The sequence below is a fragment of the Paracoccus stylophorae genome (genome assembly GCF_028553765.1).
Taxonomy (GTDB): domain Bacteria; phylum Pseudomonadota; class Alphaproteobacteria; order Rhodobacterales; family Rhodobacteraceae; genus Paracoccus; species Paracoccus stylophorae.
Genome location: NZ_CP067134.1, coordinates 2,103,611 through 2,121,377, shown reverse-complemented (window position 1 = coordinate 2,121,377; position 17,767 = coordinate 2,103,611). Strand labels below are relative to the sequence as shown.

The window sequence follows — 17,767 nt, the reverse complement described above, 5'->3', positions numbered from 1 at the left end:
CCGTATCCCCGCCCCGCCGTCCAGAGCGGGCCTTAGTCGCGCAGCCCCGCCCCTTCGATCCGGGTGGCGTCGCGCAATTGCCCGCCCTCGGCGACGATCTCGCGTGGGGTGGGGTGGCTGATGAAGTTCACCGGGCTTGAGGTCGGACCATAGGCGCCGCTGGCATGGATCGCGATCAGATCGCCCTCATCCAGACGCGGCAGGACGACATTCGTGCCCAGCTTGTCGATCGAGGTGCAAAGCGGGCCGGAGATGTCGGTCTTCACCTCGCCCTCGCCGCCGCCGACGCGATGGATGACATAGTTCCGGCGCAGCACCATGCCGAAATGCCCCGATGCCGCCAGATGCGTGTTCATGCCCCCGTCGCAGATCGCGATCCGGGTGCCGCGCGAGTCTTTGACCGAGGTGACGCGGGTGACGAAGTACCCCGCCGGGCCGACCAGATAGCGGCCCAGTTCCAGCACCAGTTCGGTGTCCGCAAAGCGCGGATCGGATGTCAGCGCGTCCAGATCGTCGGCCGCGCCCGCCGCCACCTGTTCCAGATCCAGCGGCGCATCGCCCGGGTGATAGGGGATGCCCAGACCCGCGCCAAAGATCAGCCGGTCGGGGCGCAGGTCGTGGGACGCGCACAGATCGCGGAAGATGGCGGTGAAGATGCCCCAGTTTTCCACGATGGCGGCGGGTTTCAGGCATTGCGTGCCGGAATAGATGTGCAGCCCCGCGACGCGCAGATTGGGCAGCGCCATGATCTGGGCCAGCGCCTCGGGGGCCTCTTCCACGTCGATGCCGAAAGGGCTGGGCCGGCCCGCCATCTGGTCGCCGAAACCCTTGGGCACGCGGTCGGGCGCGATGCGGATCAGCACGTTCTGACGCCGCCCCAGCCCGGCCGCGATGCGATCCGCCAGCCGCGCCTCGCGCAGCGATTCGATCACCAACTCGCCCAGACCCGCGCCGATGGCCGTGCGCAACTCGACCTCGCGCTTGGCGGGGCCGGTAAAGCTGGCCCGGCCTGCATCCCAGCCCGCGCCGGTCGCCAGCAGGAATTCCCCGCCCGAGGACACGTCGATGAACGGCACGCGCCCGTTCAGCCAGGCCAGCAGCGCCGGGTTCGGGTTGCACTTCATCGCATAGGACAGCCTGAACCAGCGGCCGAACGCCGCCTGCAACGCCGCGATCCGCGCCTCGATCACATCGGTCAGATAGACATAGGCGGGCGTGCCGAACCGTTCCGCCGCCTGCGTCAGGATGCGGTCGGTGTCGGGTTCAGGCCTGTTCACGCGCGTATTCCACGATCCGTTGGCAGGTGTCGAAATTCTCCAGCGTCACATCGGCGGGGCGCACCTCGATCCCGGTCTTTTCCTCGACAAAGCCGATGATGTTCATCATCGCGACGGAATCGAGGATCCCGGTCGAGAACAGCTCGGTTTCGGGGTCGATCTCGTCCTCGATGTTCAACTCGTCGCGGATAAAGCGGATCAGGTCGTCGGCGGTCAGGCTCATGCAATGTCCTTCTGGCGGGCCGCCCTGGCGGCGGCGATGATGGCGGGGCGGTCCAGCTTGCCGCTGGCGGTGCGGGGCATCGCCCCTGCCCACGGGTGAATATGGCGCGGAACCATGTAATGCGCCATGGCCCGGCGGCAGTGGGCCAGCAGCGCGGGCGCATCCGCCTGTCCGATCAGGCTGGCGGCGACATGAACGACCTGGCCGGCATCGTCATCCTCGATTCCGAAGGCGACCACATCGGTCACGATGCCCGATTGCGACACGATATCCTCGACCTCGGTGGGCGACAGGCGGAATCCCTGCGTCTTGATCATGTCGTCCATGCGGCTGACGAACCACAGATCGCCGTCCTCGTCCACGCGCACCAGATCGCCCGAGCAGACCACCGGCGCATCGCCCAGCACGTCGCGCAACTCCGGCAGCACGCGGATCTTTTCGGCGGTCAGATCGGGGCGTTCCCAGTATCCCATGCTGACCAGCGGGCCGGCATGGACCAGTTCGCCCTGCTGTCCCGGCCCCGCGATCCCCTCGCCATGGCGGACCACGAAGATCTGCGCGTTCGGGATCGCCTGCCCGATCGAGCCCATCTTGCGCGCGAACTTTGCGGGCGGCAGATAGGTGGACCGGAATGCCTCGGTCAAACCATACATCAGAAAGATGTCGGCGCCGGGAAACACCTGCGGCATCAGTTCCAGGATATTGGGGGGAATCTTGCCCCCCGTATTGGTTACCCGCCGCAGGGCGGGCAGCGGGATGGCGGCATCGGCCAGATAGCGCACCACCTGATTCCACAGCGGCGGCACGCCCGCGATGGTCGTGGCGCCGTGTTCGGCGGCCATCCGCACCACCTCGGACGGCATCGCGACGGGCTGGTGGATCACCGTCGCCCCCATCAGCAACGCATCGGTCAGCTGGTTCAGCCCGGCATCGAAGCTGTAGGGCAGGACCGACAGCAGCCGGTCATCCGCAGCCAGCCCCAGATATTGCGAGACCGACACCGCGCCCACGCGGATGTTGCGATGGCTCAGCATCACGCCCTTGGGTTTGCCGGTCGACCCCGAGGTATAGATGATCGCCGCCAGATCGCCGGGATCGACGCGCGCCTCGGGACCGTCGGCGGCGGGCAGATCGTCCCATGCCGCCGCGCCGTCGGGCAGGGCGGTCGCGCGCCCCTGCACCAGCAGATGTTCGACCGATCCCGGCAGCGGATCGGCGGCCAGCCCCTTCAGCACGTTCGCGCCCAGAATGGCCGCGCGTGCCCGGCAGTCGCCCGCCACATAGGACAGTTGCGCCGGCGTCCACTGATGGTTCACGTTCACCACCACCGCGCCGATCTTCCAGGCGCCGAACATCGCCGTCACCTCGTCGATGCCCTTGCGCAGATGCACGATCACCCGGTCGCCCGGATTTACGCCGCGTTCCGCCAGCCAGGCCGCCACGCGCCCGGCCTCGGCCGCGACCTCGGCAAAGCTTGCCTGCCGCCGCGCGTCGATCAGCGCCACCTTGTCCGGACGGGCAGGCAGATTGTCGGCCAGCAGCCGCCACATCGAGGAATCGCCGCCCGCGATCACGGCTGTTCCGCCTTTTTCTTCTGCGCGAAGATCGGCAGGCTGGGAAAGATCCGTCCGGGCGATCCGACGACGATGCAGTCATCGGGAACATTGGTCGTCACCGCGGTGTTTGCGCCGATGCGCACGCGGTTGCCGATCCTGATGCGGCCCAGCACGGTCGCGTTGACGCCGATGAACACGTCATCGCCGATCTTCGGCGCGCCCGGTCCCATATTGGTGCCGATGGTGACGTTGTGCATGACGCCGCAGCGGTCCCCGATCACCACGTCGGGATGGATCGACAGCGAGCCTTCGGCATGGATAATATGAAAATCCTCGCCCAGCTGCACATTCGGCGGAATCCAGACCTTGGTCACGTTCAGGATCAGGATCGTCATCAGCCCATAGACCTTGTTGGCGATCCAGCGCGCCACGCGGTTCCGGCGCTGCATCGCCCACCGGCCATAGCGATGGACAGCCAGCGATATGAACGCCGCATCGGTGATCCGGCGTCCGTGCCGGTCGTAATCTTTGCGTATCTGTTGCCACACTGGCCGAAAACTCCGAACTTGCAAAACATGCAAAGGATGTATCGCCGCCAACGGCTCAACCCTTTCCGAGGCTGCAAAATGACCGGCGGGCCCTGTCATTTCAATCTCATATTGACCTGAATGCAGCCAAATTGTCCAAAACTACAGGATCAGGTCCAGCGTGCGCCGGACATCGTCCCATGGAATGCGAAAGGAACCGGCGGTCCCCGGACCCACGATCATCGCGAAACGCTGTTGCCAGCGGTCGGTCAGAAGCTTCATCGCCGTCGTCGCGCGGTCGGCCGGTTGCAGGGTCAGCAGCGTGCCGCCGGGCGGCATCACCGTCATGCCGTGATTCAGCTGGCTGCCCTCAACCCCGGCCACGATCTGCGTGGCGCCGCAGGCGTCCAGCAATTCATCGACCGTGTGATCCTCGGGGAACATCACCCGAAAGCCGTAATGGACGTGCAGCTTTTCGGCCAGCTCATCCTCGTTTTCCAGAACCCGCGCATCGCCGCTGCGGCCGCGATACAGAAAGACGCCAGGATTGGGCTGCGGATCGCGGCCCTTCAGCAGCCGGGCGCGCATGTCCTGGGCGCGCGCCAGACGACCGGAATTGTTCGGATGGTCGTCGAACAGGATCAATTCGTCGAAATGAACGTCCCCGACCCGGCGCGGCGACATGTCCAGCAAGTCCTCGTATCGCGGGACATGGCCGCCGCGTTCGGGCGTCGAGGTGACGGGATGGCCCGCATCCTCGGCCAGACGATAGGTCAGGCAATCGTCCAGCAGCCAGTTGCCGAACCAGCGATTGCCCACCCATGTCTCGTAAAGCGCGCCCGACATGCTGCGGACGGGCCGCCGATGCGCCAGCGCCGACCGGGACCGGGCGCGCAGATGCAGCTCGGCCCGACCGGCGTAAAGCACGCCGTCGACGAAATCGACGTCGCGCAGCAGATAGCCCCGCGTCGCGGCCATCGGCGTGGCCGGATCGCCGTCCAGCGACCGCAGGACGGTGTCGAGGCTGGCAAATTCGGTGCGGGTGATGCGGTCGGCCTGTCCGGGCAGGCAGATCACCGGCGGCACGTCCACGATCTCGGCGGGCGAGATTTCCCAACTGTCCACGGCAAGATCCAGCAGGCCGGGCTGACGCAGCCGGGCCAGCCGACGCATCTTGTTGGCCAGCGGGCGCAGGGATCGCATCGGCATGTCGGTCGCGGCTCCGTCGGCTATCGGCAAGGGTCGGCGGCGCGTGGTGCCGCCACCCGACCCTGGCCCGGCAGGTTAGGACAGAATCAGCTTGGGGGAAAGTCGCCGTCGCGATCCTCGCCCGGTTCCGACGCCGGTCGGGGCGATTGCAGCAGGTCGGTGAGCATCCCCGCGATGATCTGGTGGTCGTTCAGCGACGGGTGCCAGTGACAGGCCGTGCGCGCCAGTTCCGGCAGGATCAGCAGATCGGCCCGGTCGCCATCCGCCGCAAAGGCGTCGCGCGCCTCTTCATGCGCCTCGACCAGATTGCGGCCGTATTCGCCAAAGACCAGCAGGACGATCCGGGCAGAGGGTGCCTCGGCCCGCCGCGCGCGCATGAACCGCAACAGGCGGGACGCGAAGATCCGCTGCTGGCGCATCAGGTTCTGGTGCCCTTCCTTCAGGTCGGGCCGTTCCGCGAAATCGTTCGATCCCACGGCGATCACGATCACGTCGGCGGGCTGCTGCGGCGCGGTGCCGGGACGGGACGGGATCGTCCGGTCATACAGGTCCTGCATGGCCGGACCGTGATCGCCGCCCAGATTGCGCACAAGCCCGATCCCCGAGGCCGCGACGATCCGGTAATCGGCATCCAGCGCCCGCGCCGCCATCGGCCCGTAGGCCATCGAGGTGTCGGTGGCCAGATATTGCTGTTCGGGCGTGCAGTCGCGGCCCGGGGCGGTGTTGCCATAGCCCACGGTGTCGGAATCGCCCACGAACTCGATCAGCGGCGCCCGGTCCGGCGGCGGCAGCGGGTCCGCGCCCGCCGGCAGGAAAAACCCGTCGAAGCGCGCGATCTGGGCGCTTTCGCTCAGCTTCTCGAGCCTAATCTGGTGGCGGCCGGGCGCAAGCCCGCCGATGCGCAGCATCCCTGCGCCCACGCGGGTCAGCACGATTTGCGTCTCGTCCAGCGTCACGCGATAGCGGTTGACGCTGTCGTCGATGGCCAGCGCGACGGCGGTGCCGCTGAACCGGGCGGTGGCGTGAAAGCCGGGCCATTGATGCAGATAGCCGTCGCCATCGCGTGCGGCACGGCCCGTCACGCGCGCGGGCAGGGGCGACATCGCGGCATCGGGCCGGCTGCCTGCCTGAAACTGCACCGTCATCCCCGCGGGCGCGCGCGGGCCGGTCGCCACGGGCGGGGTCGGTCCGGTTACCGGCGGCTGCGGCTGGCCCGCCCACAGCCCAAGCGACAGCAGACCGGCCGAGGCCAGCGCCGGCAGCATGACCCAGATTTTTCCGCCCGACATGCGCGCGCCCTGCACTGCTGAAGACAATCGGCATGGTGTTAGCGGCCTGCGCCCGCATCTGGCAACAACCTTCCGCCCCGCTTGCTCTTTTGGACAGGTCATGCTTGCCTTTGCGGGCGGCAAACAGGCAACGAGGCTGGGATGCGGCTGACAAGCGACGATTTCCGGGCCTATTTCGCGGCCGGAAACAAGGCGGTGAACGGCTGGTGCTGCATCCCGTCGATGGTCACGGCCGAGATCGTGGCGCGGTCCGGGTTCGACATGCTGACCGTGGACATGCAGCACGGGCTGATCGACTATCAGGTGGCGCTGGCGATGTTGCAGGCCATGTCGGCCAGCCCGGCGCCGAAATTCGTGCGCATCCCGTGGAACGAGCCGGGGATCGCGATGAAGATGCTGGATGCGGGCGCGACGGGGATCGTCTGCCCGATGGTGAACACGCCCGATCAGGCGCGCGCGCTGGTGTCGGCGACGCGTTATGCGCCGCTTGGCACGCGCAGCTATGGGCCGACGCGGGCGGGTTCGCTGCATCCCGATTACGTCGCGCGGTCGGGCGGGCTGGTGCAGGTCTTTGCGATGATCGAAACCGCGCAGGCGCTGGCCCATCGCGACGCGATCATGCAGGTCGAGGGGTTGTCGGGCGTGTATGTCGGGCCGGCCGATCTGGGGCTTTCGCTGGGTCACGAACCGACGCTGCAACCCGACGCGCCCGAGGTGCTGGAGGCGATCGGCGCCATCCTGACCTCGGCCCGGCAGGCGGGGTTGATGGCCGGCATCCATTGCGGCAGCGGCGCGATGGTCGCGAACATGCTGCACCAGGGCTTTGATTTCGCATCGCTGTCGACCGATACAGGGATGTTCACGCGCGCTTTGGCGGCCAGCCTGGCCGAGGCGCGCACAAGACCGGAGACGACATGACCGACGACAGCCAGGACAGCGCCCAAAGCTATGCCCACGATGCCAGAAACGACGATGTGCTGGTCTATGTGAACGGCGAGATGGTGCCGCGCGATCAGGCCCGCGTGTCGATCTTCGATGCCGGGTTCGGGCTGGGCGACGGGGTGTGGGAAGGGTTGCGGCTGGTGCGGGGGCGCATCCTGTCGCTGACGGCGCATCTGGACCGGCTGTATGAGGGCGCGAACTCGATCAGTTTGAATATTGGCATGGATCGTCAGGCACTTGCGGACGAAATCTTCCGCACGCTGGCGGCCAACGACATGCAGGACGGCGCCCATATCAGGCTGATGGTGACGCGCGGGACCAAGACCACGATCAATCAGGACCCGCGCTTTGTCGCCTCGGGTCCGACCATCGTGATCCTGGCGGAATACAAGCGTCCGAACCCAGAACTGAAGGCGCGGGGCCTGCGGCTGATGACCTCGGCCATTCGCTGTTCGACGCCGGATGTGTTCGATCTGCGGCTGAATTCGCACAGCCGGCTGAACTTTATCCAGGCGCTGAACCAGGCGGTCGGCATGGGCGCGGACGAGGCGCTGATGCTGGACGACCGCGGCTTTGTGGCAAGCTGCAATTCCACGAATTTCTTTATCGTGCGGGGGGATACGCTGTGGACCTCGGACGGGACGTGCTGTTTCAGCGGGATCACCCGCGCGACGGTGATCCGGCTGTGGCGCGAGGCGGGCGGAACGGTGCGCGAGGGTGCGTTCACGCTGGCCCAGACCTATGCCGCCGACGAGGCGTTCGTGACCGGCACGCTGGGCGGGATCACCCCGGTCGCCAGTATCGACGGCCGCGCCTTGCCCGCGGGGCTGCCGGGTCCGGTCACGGGCCGGGTGGCCGATCTGTATGCGGCCTATGCCGAGGGCTGAGGCGTTGCGCGATGCGGCGCGCGTTGCACGGTGCGGCGCAACAGGAGGCACGCGCTGAAAGCCCCGCAATTGCTGGAAAATGGGGGGCACGGGGCGTGCACCGCGCGGGCACCGCATGGGCACAGCGTGTACACCGCTTGCGGGCTGGCGGTTAAGGAAGGGTCAACCCTTGCGGGGGAGAGGGCGCGCGCCATCGGTCTGGAACCGGTCGCAGGCTTGTGCGTCGCGCGGGGCGGCCGCCCTTTCAGGGATTCCACCGCAGGAAATTGGCGATCAGGCGCAGGCCGACGGTCTGGGATTTTTCGGGGTGGAACTGGGTGCCCACGATGTTGTCGCTGCCCACCACCGCCGTGACCGGGCCGCCGTAATCGACATGCGCCAGCAGATGCGCGGGATCGGTGACGCGGAACTGCCAACTGTGGACGAAATAGGCGTGATCGCCGGTCGCGATGCCGTCAAGCACGGGGTGGGGGCGGTCGATGACCAGATCGTTCCAGCCCATATGCGGCACCTTCAGCCCCGGCGCGGCAATCGCCGTCACCTCGCCGCCGATCCAGTCCAGACCGGCGGTCCGGCGGTATTCGTGGCCGGTCGTGGCCAGCATCTGCATGCCCACGCAGATGCCGATGAAGGGCACGCCGCGGGTCAGCACCGCCTCGCGCAGGGCCTCGGCCATGCCGTCCACCTGACCCAATGCCGCGCGGCAGGCGGGAAAGGCGCCGTCGCCGGGCAGAACGATGCGGTCGGCGCGCAGCGCGGTGTCGGGGTCCGAGGTGACGACGATCCGCGCCCCCAGATCGCGCCCCATCTTCTGGAATGCCTTTTGCGCCGAATGCAGGTTGCCGCTGTCATAGTCGATCAGCGCGACCTTCATAGCGCGCCCTTGGTCGAGGGCAGGACGCCCACCATGCGCGGATCGGGTTCCACCGCCTCGCGCAGGGCGCGGGCGACGGCCTTGAACGCGGCCTCGGCGATGTGGTGGGAATTGAACCCGTCCAGCCGCGCGACATTCAGGCTGATGCCGCCATGGGTGGACAGGGCCTGAAAGAATTCGCGCACAAGCTGGGTGTCGAAGCCGCCGATCTGCCCCGTCGGAAAGGCGGCGTTCCACACCAGAAAGGGCCGGCCCGACAGGTCCAGCGCGGCGCGCACCAGCGCATCGTCCATCGCCAGATGAAAGCTGCCATAGCGCCTTATGCCGGTCTTGTCGCCCAAGGCGCGGCTTAGCGCCTGGCCGATGGCGATGCCGGTATCCTCGACCGTATGGTGGTCGTCGATATGGGTGTCGCCCTTGGCCCGCACCGTCAGGTCGATCAGCGAATGACGCGCAAGCTGGTCCAGCATGTGATCGAAAAAGCCGACGCCCGTCTGGTTGTCGTATTGGCCGGTGCCGTCCAGATCCAGCGTGACCTGGATCTGCGTCTCGGCGGTGTTGCGGGTGATGGTGGCCTTGCGCATGGGATTTCCTTTCACGACGCGGGCCTTATAGGCCGGGCGGGGCGATCAGCCAAGATGCACCTGCCCGCGGGGATAGCGCACGCGCGGCGTGATCCGCGTGGCCAGGAAGAACCCAAGCGTCAGCGGCCCGACCCGGCCCAGAAACATCACCGCCATGATGACCAGCCGGCCGAAGCCGGTCAGCTCGGCCGTATAGCCGCGCGACAGGCCGGTGGTGCCGAAGGCCGACGCCACCTCGAAGCTGATGTCGAGGAAGCGCCCTTCGTGGCTGGCGATCAGCAGGAAGGTCGCGCTGAAGATCAGCACCGAGGCGATGGCGACCAGCGCCATGACCTTCAGCACCTCATCCAGCCCGATCGAGCGGCCGAAGGCCCAGATCTCGGTCCGGCGGCGGAAGAAGGCCAGCGTCGCCAGCGCCATCACCACCACCGTCGTCACCTTCAGCCCGCCCCCGGTCGAGGTCGGCCCCGCCCCGATCACCATCAGCGCCATATACAGCAGCGAGGTCGAATCGTGCAGCCCGCCGATATCGGTGGTGTTGAAGCCCGCCGTGCGCGTGGTCACGCCCTGAAACCACGCCACCATCAGCCGCGCGCCGGCGCCGTCGAACTGCGCCAGCGTGCGCGGGTTGTGCCATTCGAGGATCGCGGTCAGCCCGACCCCGATGACGATCAGCGCCGCCGTGCCCACCAGCATCAGCCGCGTGTGCAGCCCCCAGCCATGCCAGACGCGCCGGTTGCGGATGTCCGAGACGACGACATAGCCGATGCCGCCCAGGATGAAGAGGGCGGGGATGACCAGGTTGACGACGGGATCGGTGGCGTATCCGGTCAGCCCGGCCGAGAAGGTCGAGAAGCCGGCGTTGTTGAAGGCCGAGACGGAATGGAAGACGGCGTGCCACAGCCCCGCGCCCAGCCCCTCGCGCGGCATGAAGGCCAGGCACAGCAGCAGCGCGCCGGCGATCTCGGCGATGACGACGACGCGCAGGATCGTCCGCACCAGCCGGGTCAGGCGCAGATACGAGGTCTGGTTCAGATCCTCGCGCAGATAGTTGTGATGGGTGATCCCCATGGGCAGGCCCAGCGCCGACCAGACCAGCACCGCGAAGGTCATCAGCCCCAGCCCGCCCAGCTGGATCAGCGCCGCCAGCACAAGCTGTCCCCAGAAGGTCAGGGCGTGCTGGGTGTCCAGCACCGCCAGCCCGGTCACCGTCACCGCCGAGGTCGAGGTGAACAGCGCGTCCGACAGGCTGATCGTCTGGCGGGTCATCACCGGCAGCTTCAGCGCCAGACCGCCGGCGACGATCAGGGCCAGATACAGCACCGCCAGCACCGCGGGGGGCGGCGTCCGCTCGACCCAGCGGCGCAGCGCGTCCAGCGGTCGGGGGCGGCGGATCACAACCGGTCGCCGAACCGCGTCAGATCGACCCGCTTGCCCAGCAGCAGCACCCGGTCATTCGTGTGCAGGACCGGATCGCCGTGCAGATCGACATGTTCGGTGCCGCGCATGATCCCCAGCGCGGTGACGCCCGCGCCAAGGTTCAGCTGCGACAGTTTGCGGTCGTCCAGCCGCTTTGGGATCATCAGGTTGACGACCGAGAACCCGTTGCCCAGCGCCATGTAGTCCTGCACCGCCGGGTTGTTCAGCATCTGCGCGGCGTGGCGGCCCATTTCCACGCCGGGCAGGATCACGCGGTCGACGCCGATCTTGGTCAGGATGCGGTGATGGGTGCGGCTTTCGGCCTTGGCCCAGATCGTCTCGACCCCGATCAGGCGCAGGTTCATCGCGGCGATGACGTTGCCCTCCAGATCGTTGCCGATCGAGACCAGCCCGACATCGTAACGGTCCGCGCCCGCCTCGCGCAGCGCGCCCTCGTCGGTGGCGTCCAGGATGACGGCGCTGGACAGTTGTTCGGCCAGCGCGGCGACCCGGCGCTGATCCTTGTCGATGCCCAGCACGCGATTGCCGAACCGCGCCAGTTCGGCGGCCACGACGCTGCCGAAGGCGCCAAGCCCGATGACCACGAAGCTGCGGTTCTGTCTGCCCATGAACGACCTTTGCCGCGCGATCTGCGCACATCGCGGCCATACTGCGCACGCGGCCGAAACGCGGTCAAGCCGGGGCATCCGGGCCGCAGCGTCGCATCGGGCGGGGGCGGGGCAAGACGTTCGGGCGAAGTTTTTCCGGCGGCGGTAGCCAAACGGGGCGGAGTGTGAAAAAAGGCGGGGTCTGTTCGGCAAGGATATGCCGATCCATTCGCACGCACGACCGATCTGAACAAAAAGAAACGGAAGGGACCGCATGTCGGATCAGAAAAAGACGGAACGATCCCGCAAGGATCACAAGGGCCGCCCCGGAGACGAACACCGCCAGAGAGAAGCGCTGAGCGGCCGGTTCGAAGCCGATCCCGAACCGCATCAGCCCGATGTCGAGGCGCTGCCCGAACCCGAGGGGCCGACGCAGATCATCGACACCGATTACCATGTCGGCCAGGACAATATCGACGGCGTCAAGCCGTTCCCCTTCGACATCCACAACCCGGTCTTCATGATCTCGGCGCTGGCGATCGTGCTGTTCACCGCCGTCACGCTGATCTTTCCCGATCAGGTCGAGCCTGTCTTCACGCAGATGCGCGACTATCTGACCGGCAACATGGCCTGGTTCTTCCTGCTGTCCGGCAACATCTTCGTGCTGCTGAGCCTTGGGCTGATCCTGTCGCCGCTGGGCAGCGTCCGTCTGGGCGGGCCTGCGGCGACGCCCGATTTCACGCTGACGGGATGGTTCGCCATGCTGTTCGCGGCGGGGATGGGGATCGGCCTGATGTTTTACGGCGTCAGCGAACCGCTGAGCCATTTCGAGACCTCGCTGGCCGGCCCGGTGGTCGAGGACGGCGTGCGCACCGACTGGGCGCCGCTGAACGGGGCGGCGGGCGACGAGGCCGCGGCACGGCGGCTGGGCATGGCCGCGACGATCTTCCACTGGGGTCTGCACCCCTGGGGCATCTATGCCGTGGTGGCGCTGGCGCTGGCGCTGTTTTCGTTCAACAAGGGTCTGCCGCTGACGCTGCGCTCGGTCTTCTATCCGATCTTCGGGGACCGCATCTGGGGCTGGCCGGGCCACATCATCGACATTCTGGCGGTGCTGGCGACGCTGTTCGGTCTGGCGACCTCGCTGGGTCTGGGGGCCGAGCAGGCGACGGCCGGTCTGAACTTTCTGTTCGGGATTCCGGCGGGCAGCATGTCCAAGGTCGTGCTGATCGTGTGCATCACCGGCGTGGCGACCCTGTCGGTGATCCTGGGCGTCGAAAAGGGCGTCAAGCGGCTGTCCGAGATCAACATGGTGCTGGCGGTTCTGCTGCTGGTCTTCGTGATCGCGGTCGGCCCGACGCTGTCGATCATCACCGGGTTCTTCGGCAATCTGGGCGCCTATGCGCAACAGCTGATCCCGCTGTCGAACCCGTTCGGGCGCACCGACGACAATTTCCGGCACGGATGGACCGCGTTCTACTGGGCGTGGTGGATCAGCTGGTCGCCCTTTGTCGGCATGTTCATCGCCCGCGTCAGCCGCGGCCGGACCGTGCGCCAGTTGCTGATCGCGGTGCTGATCGTGCCGTTCCTGATCTCGGTTCTGTGGATGACGGCGCTGGGCGGCACGGCCATCACGATGACGCTGGAAGGTATCAGCGGGATCACCGATGCGGCGCTGGAGCTGAAGCTGTTCGAGATGCTGTCGAACCTGCCGCTGACCGCGATCACCAGCTTTATCGGCATCGTGCTGGTGATCGTGTTCTTCATCACCTCGTCGGATTCGGGGTCGCTGGTGATCGACACGATCTCGGCCGGGGGCAAGGTCAATTCGCCGGTTCCCCAGCGCATCTTCTGGTGCAGCATCGAGGGGCTGGTGGCCATCGCCCTGCTGCTGGGCGGCGGGCTGACCGCGTTGCAGGCGATGGCGGTTTCGACCGGTCTGCCCTTTACGCTGGTGCTGCTGGGGGCGTGCTATGCCATCGTCAAAGGGCTGATCGCGGAACGGCGGGAACTTGCCTGAACCGCCGGGCACGGCCATCGGAACGGGCGGGGTTTTCCCGCCCGTTCTTGTTTTATGACGCAGGCGGTGCGAAAACCGTCTTTGACGCCACCGAAGGACCGACGCGATGAGCGATATTTCCGTCAGCGAACGCCGCCTCAGCGCCGCGCTGGACCGCATCGACCAGCTGCTGGAGGCGGGAACCGGCCGACCGGCCGCATCCCCGGCCGCGTCCGAACCCGATGACCGGCGGGACCTGCAATCGCGGATCGAGGATCTGCAGGCCGAGAACGCAAGGCTGGCCGATGAGCTGGCGGCGCTGCGCGCGGATCGCGGCGGCCCGCTGGAGGCGGCGCTGGCCGAGGCGCGCACGCGGCTGTCGGGCGCGGGCGAACAGGCCGCGCGGCTGGCTGCCGCGAACGAGGAGCTGGCGGCGGCGAATCGCGCCCTGATCGAAAGCGCCGAGGGCAAGGGCGACCCCGAGGAAACCGCGCTGGTCGCGCTGGAGGCCGAGATCGAGGCGCTGCGCGCCGCCCGCGCCGCCGAGATCGCGCAGATGGGCGACATCATGCAGGAACTGGAACGCCTGCTGGCCGAGGGCGACGAGGCGTCGGGTCCGGACGGGCGCGACGGCGACGACACGATCCTGCCCGAGATGGCAGGCGATTCCGCCGGCGTGCCCGAGGGCGAGGCGGCGGACGGACAGGACAGGGACAGGTAGATGGCCGAGGTCGATTTCACGATTGGACACAAGGAATACCGTCTGGGCGCCCAGGACGGCGAGGAAAAGCTGCTGAAGCGTGCCGCCGCGCTGCTGGACGCCGAGGCGCAGCAGATCCTGGAACAGGCCGGCCGGATGCCCGAGCCGCGGCTGCTGCTGCTGGCCGGGCTGATGCTGGCCGACCGTTACGCCACGATGGAGGATCGCGCCGAAAAGGCCGAGCGGCATCTGAACCGGCTGCAATCCAACCCGGCGCGGGTCGAGGTGCCGGTGATCCCGGCCGATCTGAAAGAGGCGATGGCGGAACTGGCCGCGCGGGCCGAATCGCTGGCCGAGCGGCTGGACGACCAGCAGAAGGGCTGAATTCGGGTCTGTCGGCGGGATTGGCGGCTGTCGCCGCGCTGCTCAGCCGTCGCCCAGAAACACGGCCAGCGTGTCGGCCACCGCTTCGGGCGCGTCGGCGTGCATCCAGTGGCCGGCATTCTTGACGCGCACCAGCTTGGCCTGCGGGAAATAGTCGCGGATCGCATCCTCGCCCGCGCTGTCCACATAATCCGATTCGGCACCGGCCATGAACAGGGCCGGCCCCTTCAACGTTGCCTTGGGCAGGTCGTCGGGCCAGCCGGTCGTGCGATCCATCCAGTCGCGCAGGACGGGCAGGTTCAGCCGCCAGTGCGCGGGATCGGATTTCAGGTCCAGCTGTTGCAGCAGAAAGGCGCGCAGCGCCGGCGCGTTCAGGTTCTGCGCCAGCCGCCGGTCGGCCTCGCTGCGGCGGTCCAGACCGTCAAGCTCGACCGCCTGCATGGCGTCGATCAGGTGGGTCTGGTCGTGGTCATAGGCGACGGGGGCGATGTCCATCACCGCCAGCTTGCGCAGCAATCCGGGCTGCGTCAGCGCCAGCACCATCGCGGCCTTGCCGCCCATCGAATGGCCGGCCAGATCGACCGGGCCGCCCAGATCCGCGATCAGCTGCGCCAGATCGCCGGCCATCGCAGCGTAGCTGTGATCGGGATCGTGCGGGCTGTCGCCGTGATTGCGCAGATCGACGGTGACGACGCGGCGGGTCCGGCCCAGCCTGCGGGCGATGACGCCCAGATTGCGGCCCTGTCCGAACAGCCCGTGGACCAGGACGATGGGCACGCCGGATTCGGGGCCGGTTGTGGTGTGATTCAGCTTCATCCCGCGATCCTAGAGCGTCTGGCGCGCCTCCGCCATCCCGACTATCCTGCGGCCCATGACGCGACCGGCACAGAGTTTCGAGGATATCGGCCCGATGGCCGACGAGGTGGCGCGGCTGATGGCGGCGCGCTTCGGCGGCGCGCGGCGGGGCGAGCGGCCGCCGCTGCACGTGATGGTCAGACGCCGCGGCGCGGCGCTGCCCGGCAAGCTGCGCAAGCACGCGCGGCGGCTGGCCGAGGCCGACCGCATCAGCGCCCAGCCCCGCATTGCCCGTCAGCAGGATCTGGCCGCGCTGAGCCGCGCCCATGCCGCGCTGGTCGGCCATCTGCAACCCTTGGGTGAACTCAGCCGCTGGCAAGGTCGCGCGATCGGCTTTGCCGCCTCGGTCGCCTTCGGGCTGCTGGTTCTGGCGGCCCTGATCGTGTGGATCATGGTGCGCCGCGGGCATCTGTGACGCCGCCGCGGCGGGCGGTCTGTATGCAGCGCGCGCAACCCTTGCATGTCGCCGGCGGCCCTTGCCAATGTCGGGCCTGGGGGTGATGTTGGGGCTAACACCCGTCCCATGCCCGACACCTTCCTGAACGGACCGCCACATGACCCAGAACCGTGATTTGCGTCACGCCATCCTTGCGCTTGCCCTGGGGGCGTTCGCCATCGGCACCTCGGAATTCGCGGCGATGGGTCTGTTGCCCTATTTCGCGGGCGATCTGGGCATCACCGAGCCGCAGGCGGGCCACGTCATCAGCGCCTATGCGCTGGGCGTGGTGGTCGGGGCGCCGGTGACGTCGATCATGGGGGCGCGGCTGCCGCGCCGACGCTATCTGGCGGCGCTGATCGCTTTCTACGGGGTGATGAACCTGCTGGCGGCGGCGCTGCCGGGCTATGCCACGCTGACCGGGATGCGGTTTCTGGCCGGTCTGCCGCATGGCGGGTTTCTGGGCGTGGCGATGCTGTATGCCGCCGACGCGCTGCCGCACGAACATCGCGCCCGCGGGGCCGCGCAGATCGTGATGGGCCTGACCGTCGCCAATATCGCCGGCGTTCCGCTGGCCGGGGCGCTGGGGCAGGGGATCGGATGGCGCTGGGGTTTCGCGCTGCCGGGCGTTCTGGCGCTGCTGTCGGCGTGGCTGATCCTGAAGGTCGCGCCGCGCGTCGGCGGCAATCCCGATGCCCGCCCCTGGGACGAGGTGCAGGCGCTGCGCAATCCGCGCGTCTTGTGGATCCTGGCCGTCGGCGCCATCGGGTTCGGCGGGCTGTTCGCGGTCTATTCCTTCCTGACCGCCGCGATCCTGGCCACGACCGCCGCGCCGGGCTGGGCCATCCCGCTGGCGCTGGCGCTGTTCGGGGTCGGCGGCACGCTGGGCATCTGGGGCGCGGGACGCCTGACCGAGCGCGTGGGCCAGATCCGCGCCGCCTATCTGCTGCTGGCCGCGATGGCCGCGACGCAGGGCTTTGCCGCGCTGGCGGTGGGCGACTGGGCGATGATGGTGCTGTCGTCGTTCCTGCTGGGCGCGGGATCGGGGCTGGTCCTGCCGTTGCAGACCCGGCTGATGGATGTGGCGGGACGCGCGCAGAACATGGCGGCGGCAATGAATCATGCGGCGTTCAACGCGGCCAATGCGCTGGGGCCGTTCCTGGCCGGGATGGCGCTGGCGGCCGGATGGGGCTGGCGGGCGCCGGGGCTGGTGGGGATCGTGCTTACGGCCGGGGGCGCGGTGGTCCTGACACTGGCGGTGTGGCAGGATCGGGCAGCCGGGGCGGCGGCAGACTGCGCAGGATGACCCGGCGCGACGCCGAGGCGAATTCGCGCCGCCACGACACGAACAGCACCAGCACCGTCGCCGCCATCAGCGCCCATGCCCCCGCCAGCCAGCCCAGCGAGCCCAGCGCGAAATAGACGCTGCGCAGCCCGGCGTTGAAGCTGCGCGCGGCGGTGATGTTCAGATCCGCCGCCTGCAGGGCGCGGTCGCGCGCGACCGGATCGGCGGCATCGTTGGGCACCGCCGCCATCATGATCGCGCAATAGCCGAACAGCCGGTGCGACCAGACGAATTTCAGAAACGCGGTGACGACGAAGAACATTGTCACCAGCAGCTTGATTTCCCACAGGATCGCCGCGCCGCGCGCCAGATCGAATTCGCGCGCCAGACCGCGAAGCTGGTCGGTATTGCCGATCAGGGCCAGGATGCCGCCGGTCGCGATCATGCAGGCCGAGGCGAAGAACGCCGTGCCCTCGCGCAGGCTGGCCAGGATGTTGCCATCGAAGATGCGCGGCTCTCGGGTCACGAAATGCAGCATCCATTCGCGCCGGAACCGCGCCATCAGCACCGACACCGAGGGCCGGCCCGCAGGCGGGCGTTCGGTCAGCCAGCCCATCGCGAACCACGCCGCAAACAGCAGCGCGACCGCGACAAGGTCGGGCAGATACAGCATCGCGGGCAGGCCGATGTCGATGGTCATGTCAAAGGTTGTA

The 17,767-nt window shown here is 67.9% G+C and carries 19 protein-coding genes; 7 read left to right on the top strand and 12 right to left on the bottom strand.

Features of this window, described 5'->3' with window-relative positions:
• Positions 1 to 32 precede the first annotated feature (32 nt).
• From JHW45_RS10380 to JHW45_RS10355, 6 genes are all read right to left on the bottom strand, one after another.
• A complete protein-coding gene (locus JHW45_RS10380) occupies positions 33 to 1,277 on the bottom strand; it encodes a type III PLP-dependent enzyme (RefSeq protein ID WP_272857627.1) in 1,245 nt (414 codons plus the stop codon).
• Positions 1,264 to 1,500: an acyl carrier protein gene (locus tag JHW45_RS10375; RefSeq protein ID WP_272857626.1), complete on the bottom strand. Its 237-nt coding sequence runs from the start codon at positions 1,498 to 1,500 to the stop codon at positions 1,264 to 1,266. The genes JHW45_RS10380 and JHW45_RS10375 overlap by 14 nt, the downstream gene beginning before the upstream one ends.
• Positions 1,497 to 3,074 carry an AMP-binding protein gene (locus JHW45_RS10370; protein WP_272857625.1) on the bottom strand — a complete coding sequence of 526 codons (1,578 nt, stop codon included), beginning with the start codon at positions 3,072 to 3,074 and terminating at the stop codon, positions 1,497 to 1,499. The genes JHW45_RS10375 and JHW45_RS10370 overlap by 4 nt, the downstream gene beginning before the upstream one ends.
• Entirely contained in the window at positions 3,071 to 3,604 is a 534-nt protein-coding gene (locus tag JHW45_RS10365) for a serine O-acetyltransferase (RefSeq protein WP_272857624.1), read from the bottom strand. The genes JHW45_RS10370 and JHW45_RS10365 overlap by 4 nt, the downstream gene beginning before the upstream one ends.
• A gap of 141 nt (positions 3,605 to 3,745) precedes the next feature.
• On the bottom strand, positions 3,746 to 4,792 hold the full coding sequence (locus JHW45_RS10360) for a glycosyltransferase family 61 protein (protein ID WP_272857623.1): 1,047 nt from the start codon (positions 4,790 to 4,792) through the stop codon (positions 3,746 to 3,748).
• 86 nt (positions 4,793 to 4,878) lie between these two features.
• Positions 4,879 to 6,081, bottom strand: a complete 1,203-nt coding sequence (locus tag JHW45_RS10355) for an SGNH/GDSL hydrolase family protein (protein WP_272857622.1) — start codon at positions 6,079 to 6,081, stop codon at positions 4,879 to 4,881.
• Between the two features lie 141 nt (positions 6,082 to 6,222).
• Between JHW45_RS10355 and JHW45_RS10350 the strand changes: the two genes are divergently transcribed.
• Both JHW45_RS10350 and JHW45_RS10345 read left to right on the top strand, forming a co-directional pair.
• Entirely contained in the window at positions 6,223 to 6,999 is a 777-nt protein-coding gene (locus tag JHW45_RS10350) for an HpcH/HpaI aldolase family protein (protein ID WP_272857621.1), read from the top strand.
• Complete coding sequence (locus tag JHW45_RS10345) at positions 6,996 to 7,910, top strand: aminotransferase class IV (RefSeq protein ID WP_272857620.1); 915 nt, start codon at positions 6,996 to 6,998, stop codon at positions 7,908 to 7,910. Before JHW45_RS10350 ends, JHW45_RS10345 begins: the two co-directional genes overlap by 4 nt.
• 244 nt (positions 7,911 to 8,154) lie before the next feature.
• On the opposite strand, the gene hisH is transcribed toward JHW45_RS10345, so the two are convergent.
• From hisH to JHW45_RS10325, 4 genes are read right to left on the bottom strand one after another with little or no spacing between them, the layout of a single operon-like run.
• Entirely contained in the window at positions 8,155 to 8,784 is a 630-nt protein-coding gene (gene hisH, locus JHW45_RS10340) for an imidazole glycerol phosphate synthase subunit HisH (RefSeq protein WP_272857619.1), read from the bottom strand.
• Positions 8,781 to 9,368 (bottom strand): imidazoleglycerol-phosphate dehydratase HisB, encoded by a 588-nt coding sequence (hisB, locus tag JHW45_RS10335; protein ID WP_272857618.1) that lies wholly within the window; start codon positions 9,366 to 9,368, stop codon positions 8,781 to 8,783. The genes hisH and hisB overlap by 4 nt, the downstream gene beginning before the upstream one ends.
• A gap of 45 nt (positions 9,369 to 9,413) precedes the next feature.
• The gene (locus JHW45_RS10330) at positions 9,414 to 10,766 is read right to left on the bottom strand and encodes a TrkH family potassium uptake protein (RefSeq protein WP_272857617.1); all 1,353 of its coding nucleotides are present in this window, start codon (positions 10,764 to 10,766) and stop codon (positions 9,414 to 9,416) included.
• Positions 10,763 to 11,416 carry a potassium channel family protein gene (locus JHW45_RS10325; RefSeq protein ID WP_272857616.1) on the bottom strand — a complete coding sequence of 218 codons (654 nt, stop codon included), beginning with the start codon at positions 11,414 to 11,416 and terminating at the stop codon, positions 10,763 to 10,765. The genes JHW45_RS10330 and JHW45_RS10325 overlap by 4 nt, the downstream gene beginning before the upstream one ends.
• A gap of 253 nt (positions 11,417 to 11,669) precedes the next feature.
• Between JHW45_RS10325 and JHW45_RS10320 the strand changes: the two genes are divergently transcribed.
• The 3 genes from JHW45_RS10320 (at position 11,670) to JHW45_RS10310 (ending at position 14,478) form a co-directional block, all read left to right on the top strand.
• Positions 11,670 to 13,415: a BCCT family transporter gene (locus JHW45_RS10320; protein WP_272857615.1), complete on the top strand. Its 1,746-nt coding sequence runs from the start codon at positions 11,670 to 11,672 to the stop codon at positions 13,413 to 13,415.
• A gap of 106 nt (positions 13,416 to 13,521) precedes the next feature.
• On the top strand, positions 13,522 to 14,115 hold the full coding sequence (locus JHW45_RS10315) for a hypothetical protein (protein ID WP_272857614.1): 594 nt from the start codon (positions 13,522 to 13,524) through the stop codon (positions 14,113 to 14,115).
• Complete coding sequence (locus JHW45_RS10310) at positions 14,116 to 14,478, top strand: cell division protein ZapA (RefSeq protein ID WP_272857613.1); 363 nt, start codon at positions 14,116 to 14,118, stop codon at positions 14,476 to 14,478. It begins immediately after the preceding gene.
• 42 nt (positions 14,479 to 14,520) lie between these two features.
• Here JHW45_RS10310 and JHW45_RS10305 read toward each other — a convergent pair whose 3' ends face one another.
• On the bottom strand, positions 14,521 to 15,294 hold the full coding sequence (locus JHW45_RS10305) for an alpha/beta fold hydrolase (RefSeq protein ID WP_272857612.1): 774 nt from the start codon (positions 15,292 to 15,294) through the stop codon (positions 14,521 to 14,523).
• Positions 15,295 to 15,349: 55 nt separating this feature from the next.
• Between JHW45_RS10305 and JHW45_RS10300 the strand changes: the two genes are divergently transcribed.
• Positions 15,350 to 15,748, top strand: a complete 399-nt coding sequence (locus tag JHW45_RS10300; RefSeq protein ID WP_272857611.1) for a hypothetical protein — start codon at positions 15,350 to 15,352, stop codon at positions 15,746 to 15,748.
• 139 nt (positions 15,749 to 15,887) lie between these two features.
• Positions 15,888 to 17,075 (top strand): MFS transporter, encoded by a 1,188-nt coding sequence (locus JHW45_RS10295; RefSeq protein WP_272857610.1) that lies wholly within the window; start codon positions 15,888 to 15,890, stop codon positions 17,073 to 17,075.
• Here JHW45_RS10295 and JHW45_RS10290 read toward each other — a convergent pair.
• Entirely contained in the window at positions 16,993 to 17,754 is a 762-nt protein-coding gene (locus JHW45_RS10290) for a DUF599 domain-containing protein (protein ID WP_272857609.1), read from the bottom strand. The genes JHW45_RS10295 and JHW45_RS10290 overlap by 83 nt on opposite strands.
• Positions 17,755 to 17,767: the final 13 nt, after the last annotated feature.

Bases quoted from the DNA above. Each gene is read 5' to 3' on its own strand.
- JHW45_RS10375 (WP_272857626.1), bottom strand. From the start codon at position 1,500: ATGAGCCTGACCGCCGACGACCTGATCCGCTTTATCCGCGACGAGTTG.
- JHW45_RS10360 (WP_272857623.1), bottom strand. From the start codon at position 4,792: ATGCCGATGCGATCCCTGCGCCCGCTGGCCAACAAGATGCGTCGGCTG.
- JHW45_RS10355 (WP_272857622.1), bottom strand. From the start codon at position 6,081: ATGTCGGGCGGAAAAATCTGGGTCATGCTGCCGGCGCTGGCCTCGGCC.
- JHW45_RS10350 (WP_272857621.1), top strand. From the start codon at position 6,223: ATGCGGCTGACAAGCGACGATTTCCGGGCCTATTTCGCGGCCGGAAAC.
- JHW45_RS10345 (WP_272857620.1), top strand. From the start codon at position 6,996: ATGACCGACGACAGCCAGGACAGCGCCCAAAGCTATGCCCACGATGCC.
- hisH (WP_272857619.1), bottom strand. From the start codon at position 8,784: ATGAAGGTCGCGCTGATCGACTATGACAGCGGCAACCTGCATTCGGCG.
- hisB (WP_272857618.1), bottom strand. From the start codon at position 9,368: ATGCGCAAGGCCACCATCACCCGCAACACCGCCGAGACGCAGATCCAG.
- JHW45_RS10325 (WP_272857616.1), bottom strand. From the start codon at position 11,416: ATGGGCAGACAGAACCGCAGCTTCGTGGTCATCGGGCTTGGCGCCTTC.
- JHW45_RS10320 (WP_272857615.1), top strand. From the start codon at position 11,670: ATGTCGGATCAGAAAAAGACGGAACGATCCCGCAAGGATCACAAGGGC.
- JHW45_RS10315 (WP_272857614.1), top strand. From the start codon at position 13,522: ATGAGCGATATTTCCGTCAGCGAACGCCGCCTCAGCGCCGCGCTGGAC.
- JHW45_RS10310 (WP_272857613.1), top strand. From the start codon at position 14,116: ATGGCCGAGGTCGATTTCACGATTGGACACAAGGAATACCGTCTGGGC.
- JHW45_RS10305 (WP_272857612.1), bottom strand. From the start codon at position 15,294: ATGAAGCTGAATCACACCACAACCGGCCCCGAATCCGGCGTGCCCATC.
- JHW45_RS10300 (WP_272857611.1), top strand. From the start codon at position 15,350: ATGACGCGACCGGCACAGAGTTTCGAGGATATCGGCCCGATGGCCGAC.
- JHW45_RS10295 (WP_272857610.1), top strand. From the start codon at position 15,888: ATGACCCAGAACCGTGATTTGCGTCACGCCATCCTTGCGCTTGCCCTG.
- JHW45_RS10290 (WP_272857609.1), bottom strand. From the start codon at position 17,754: ATGACCATCGACATCGGCCTGCCCGCGATGCTGTATCTGCCCGACCTT.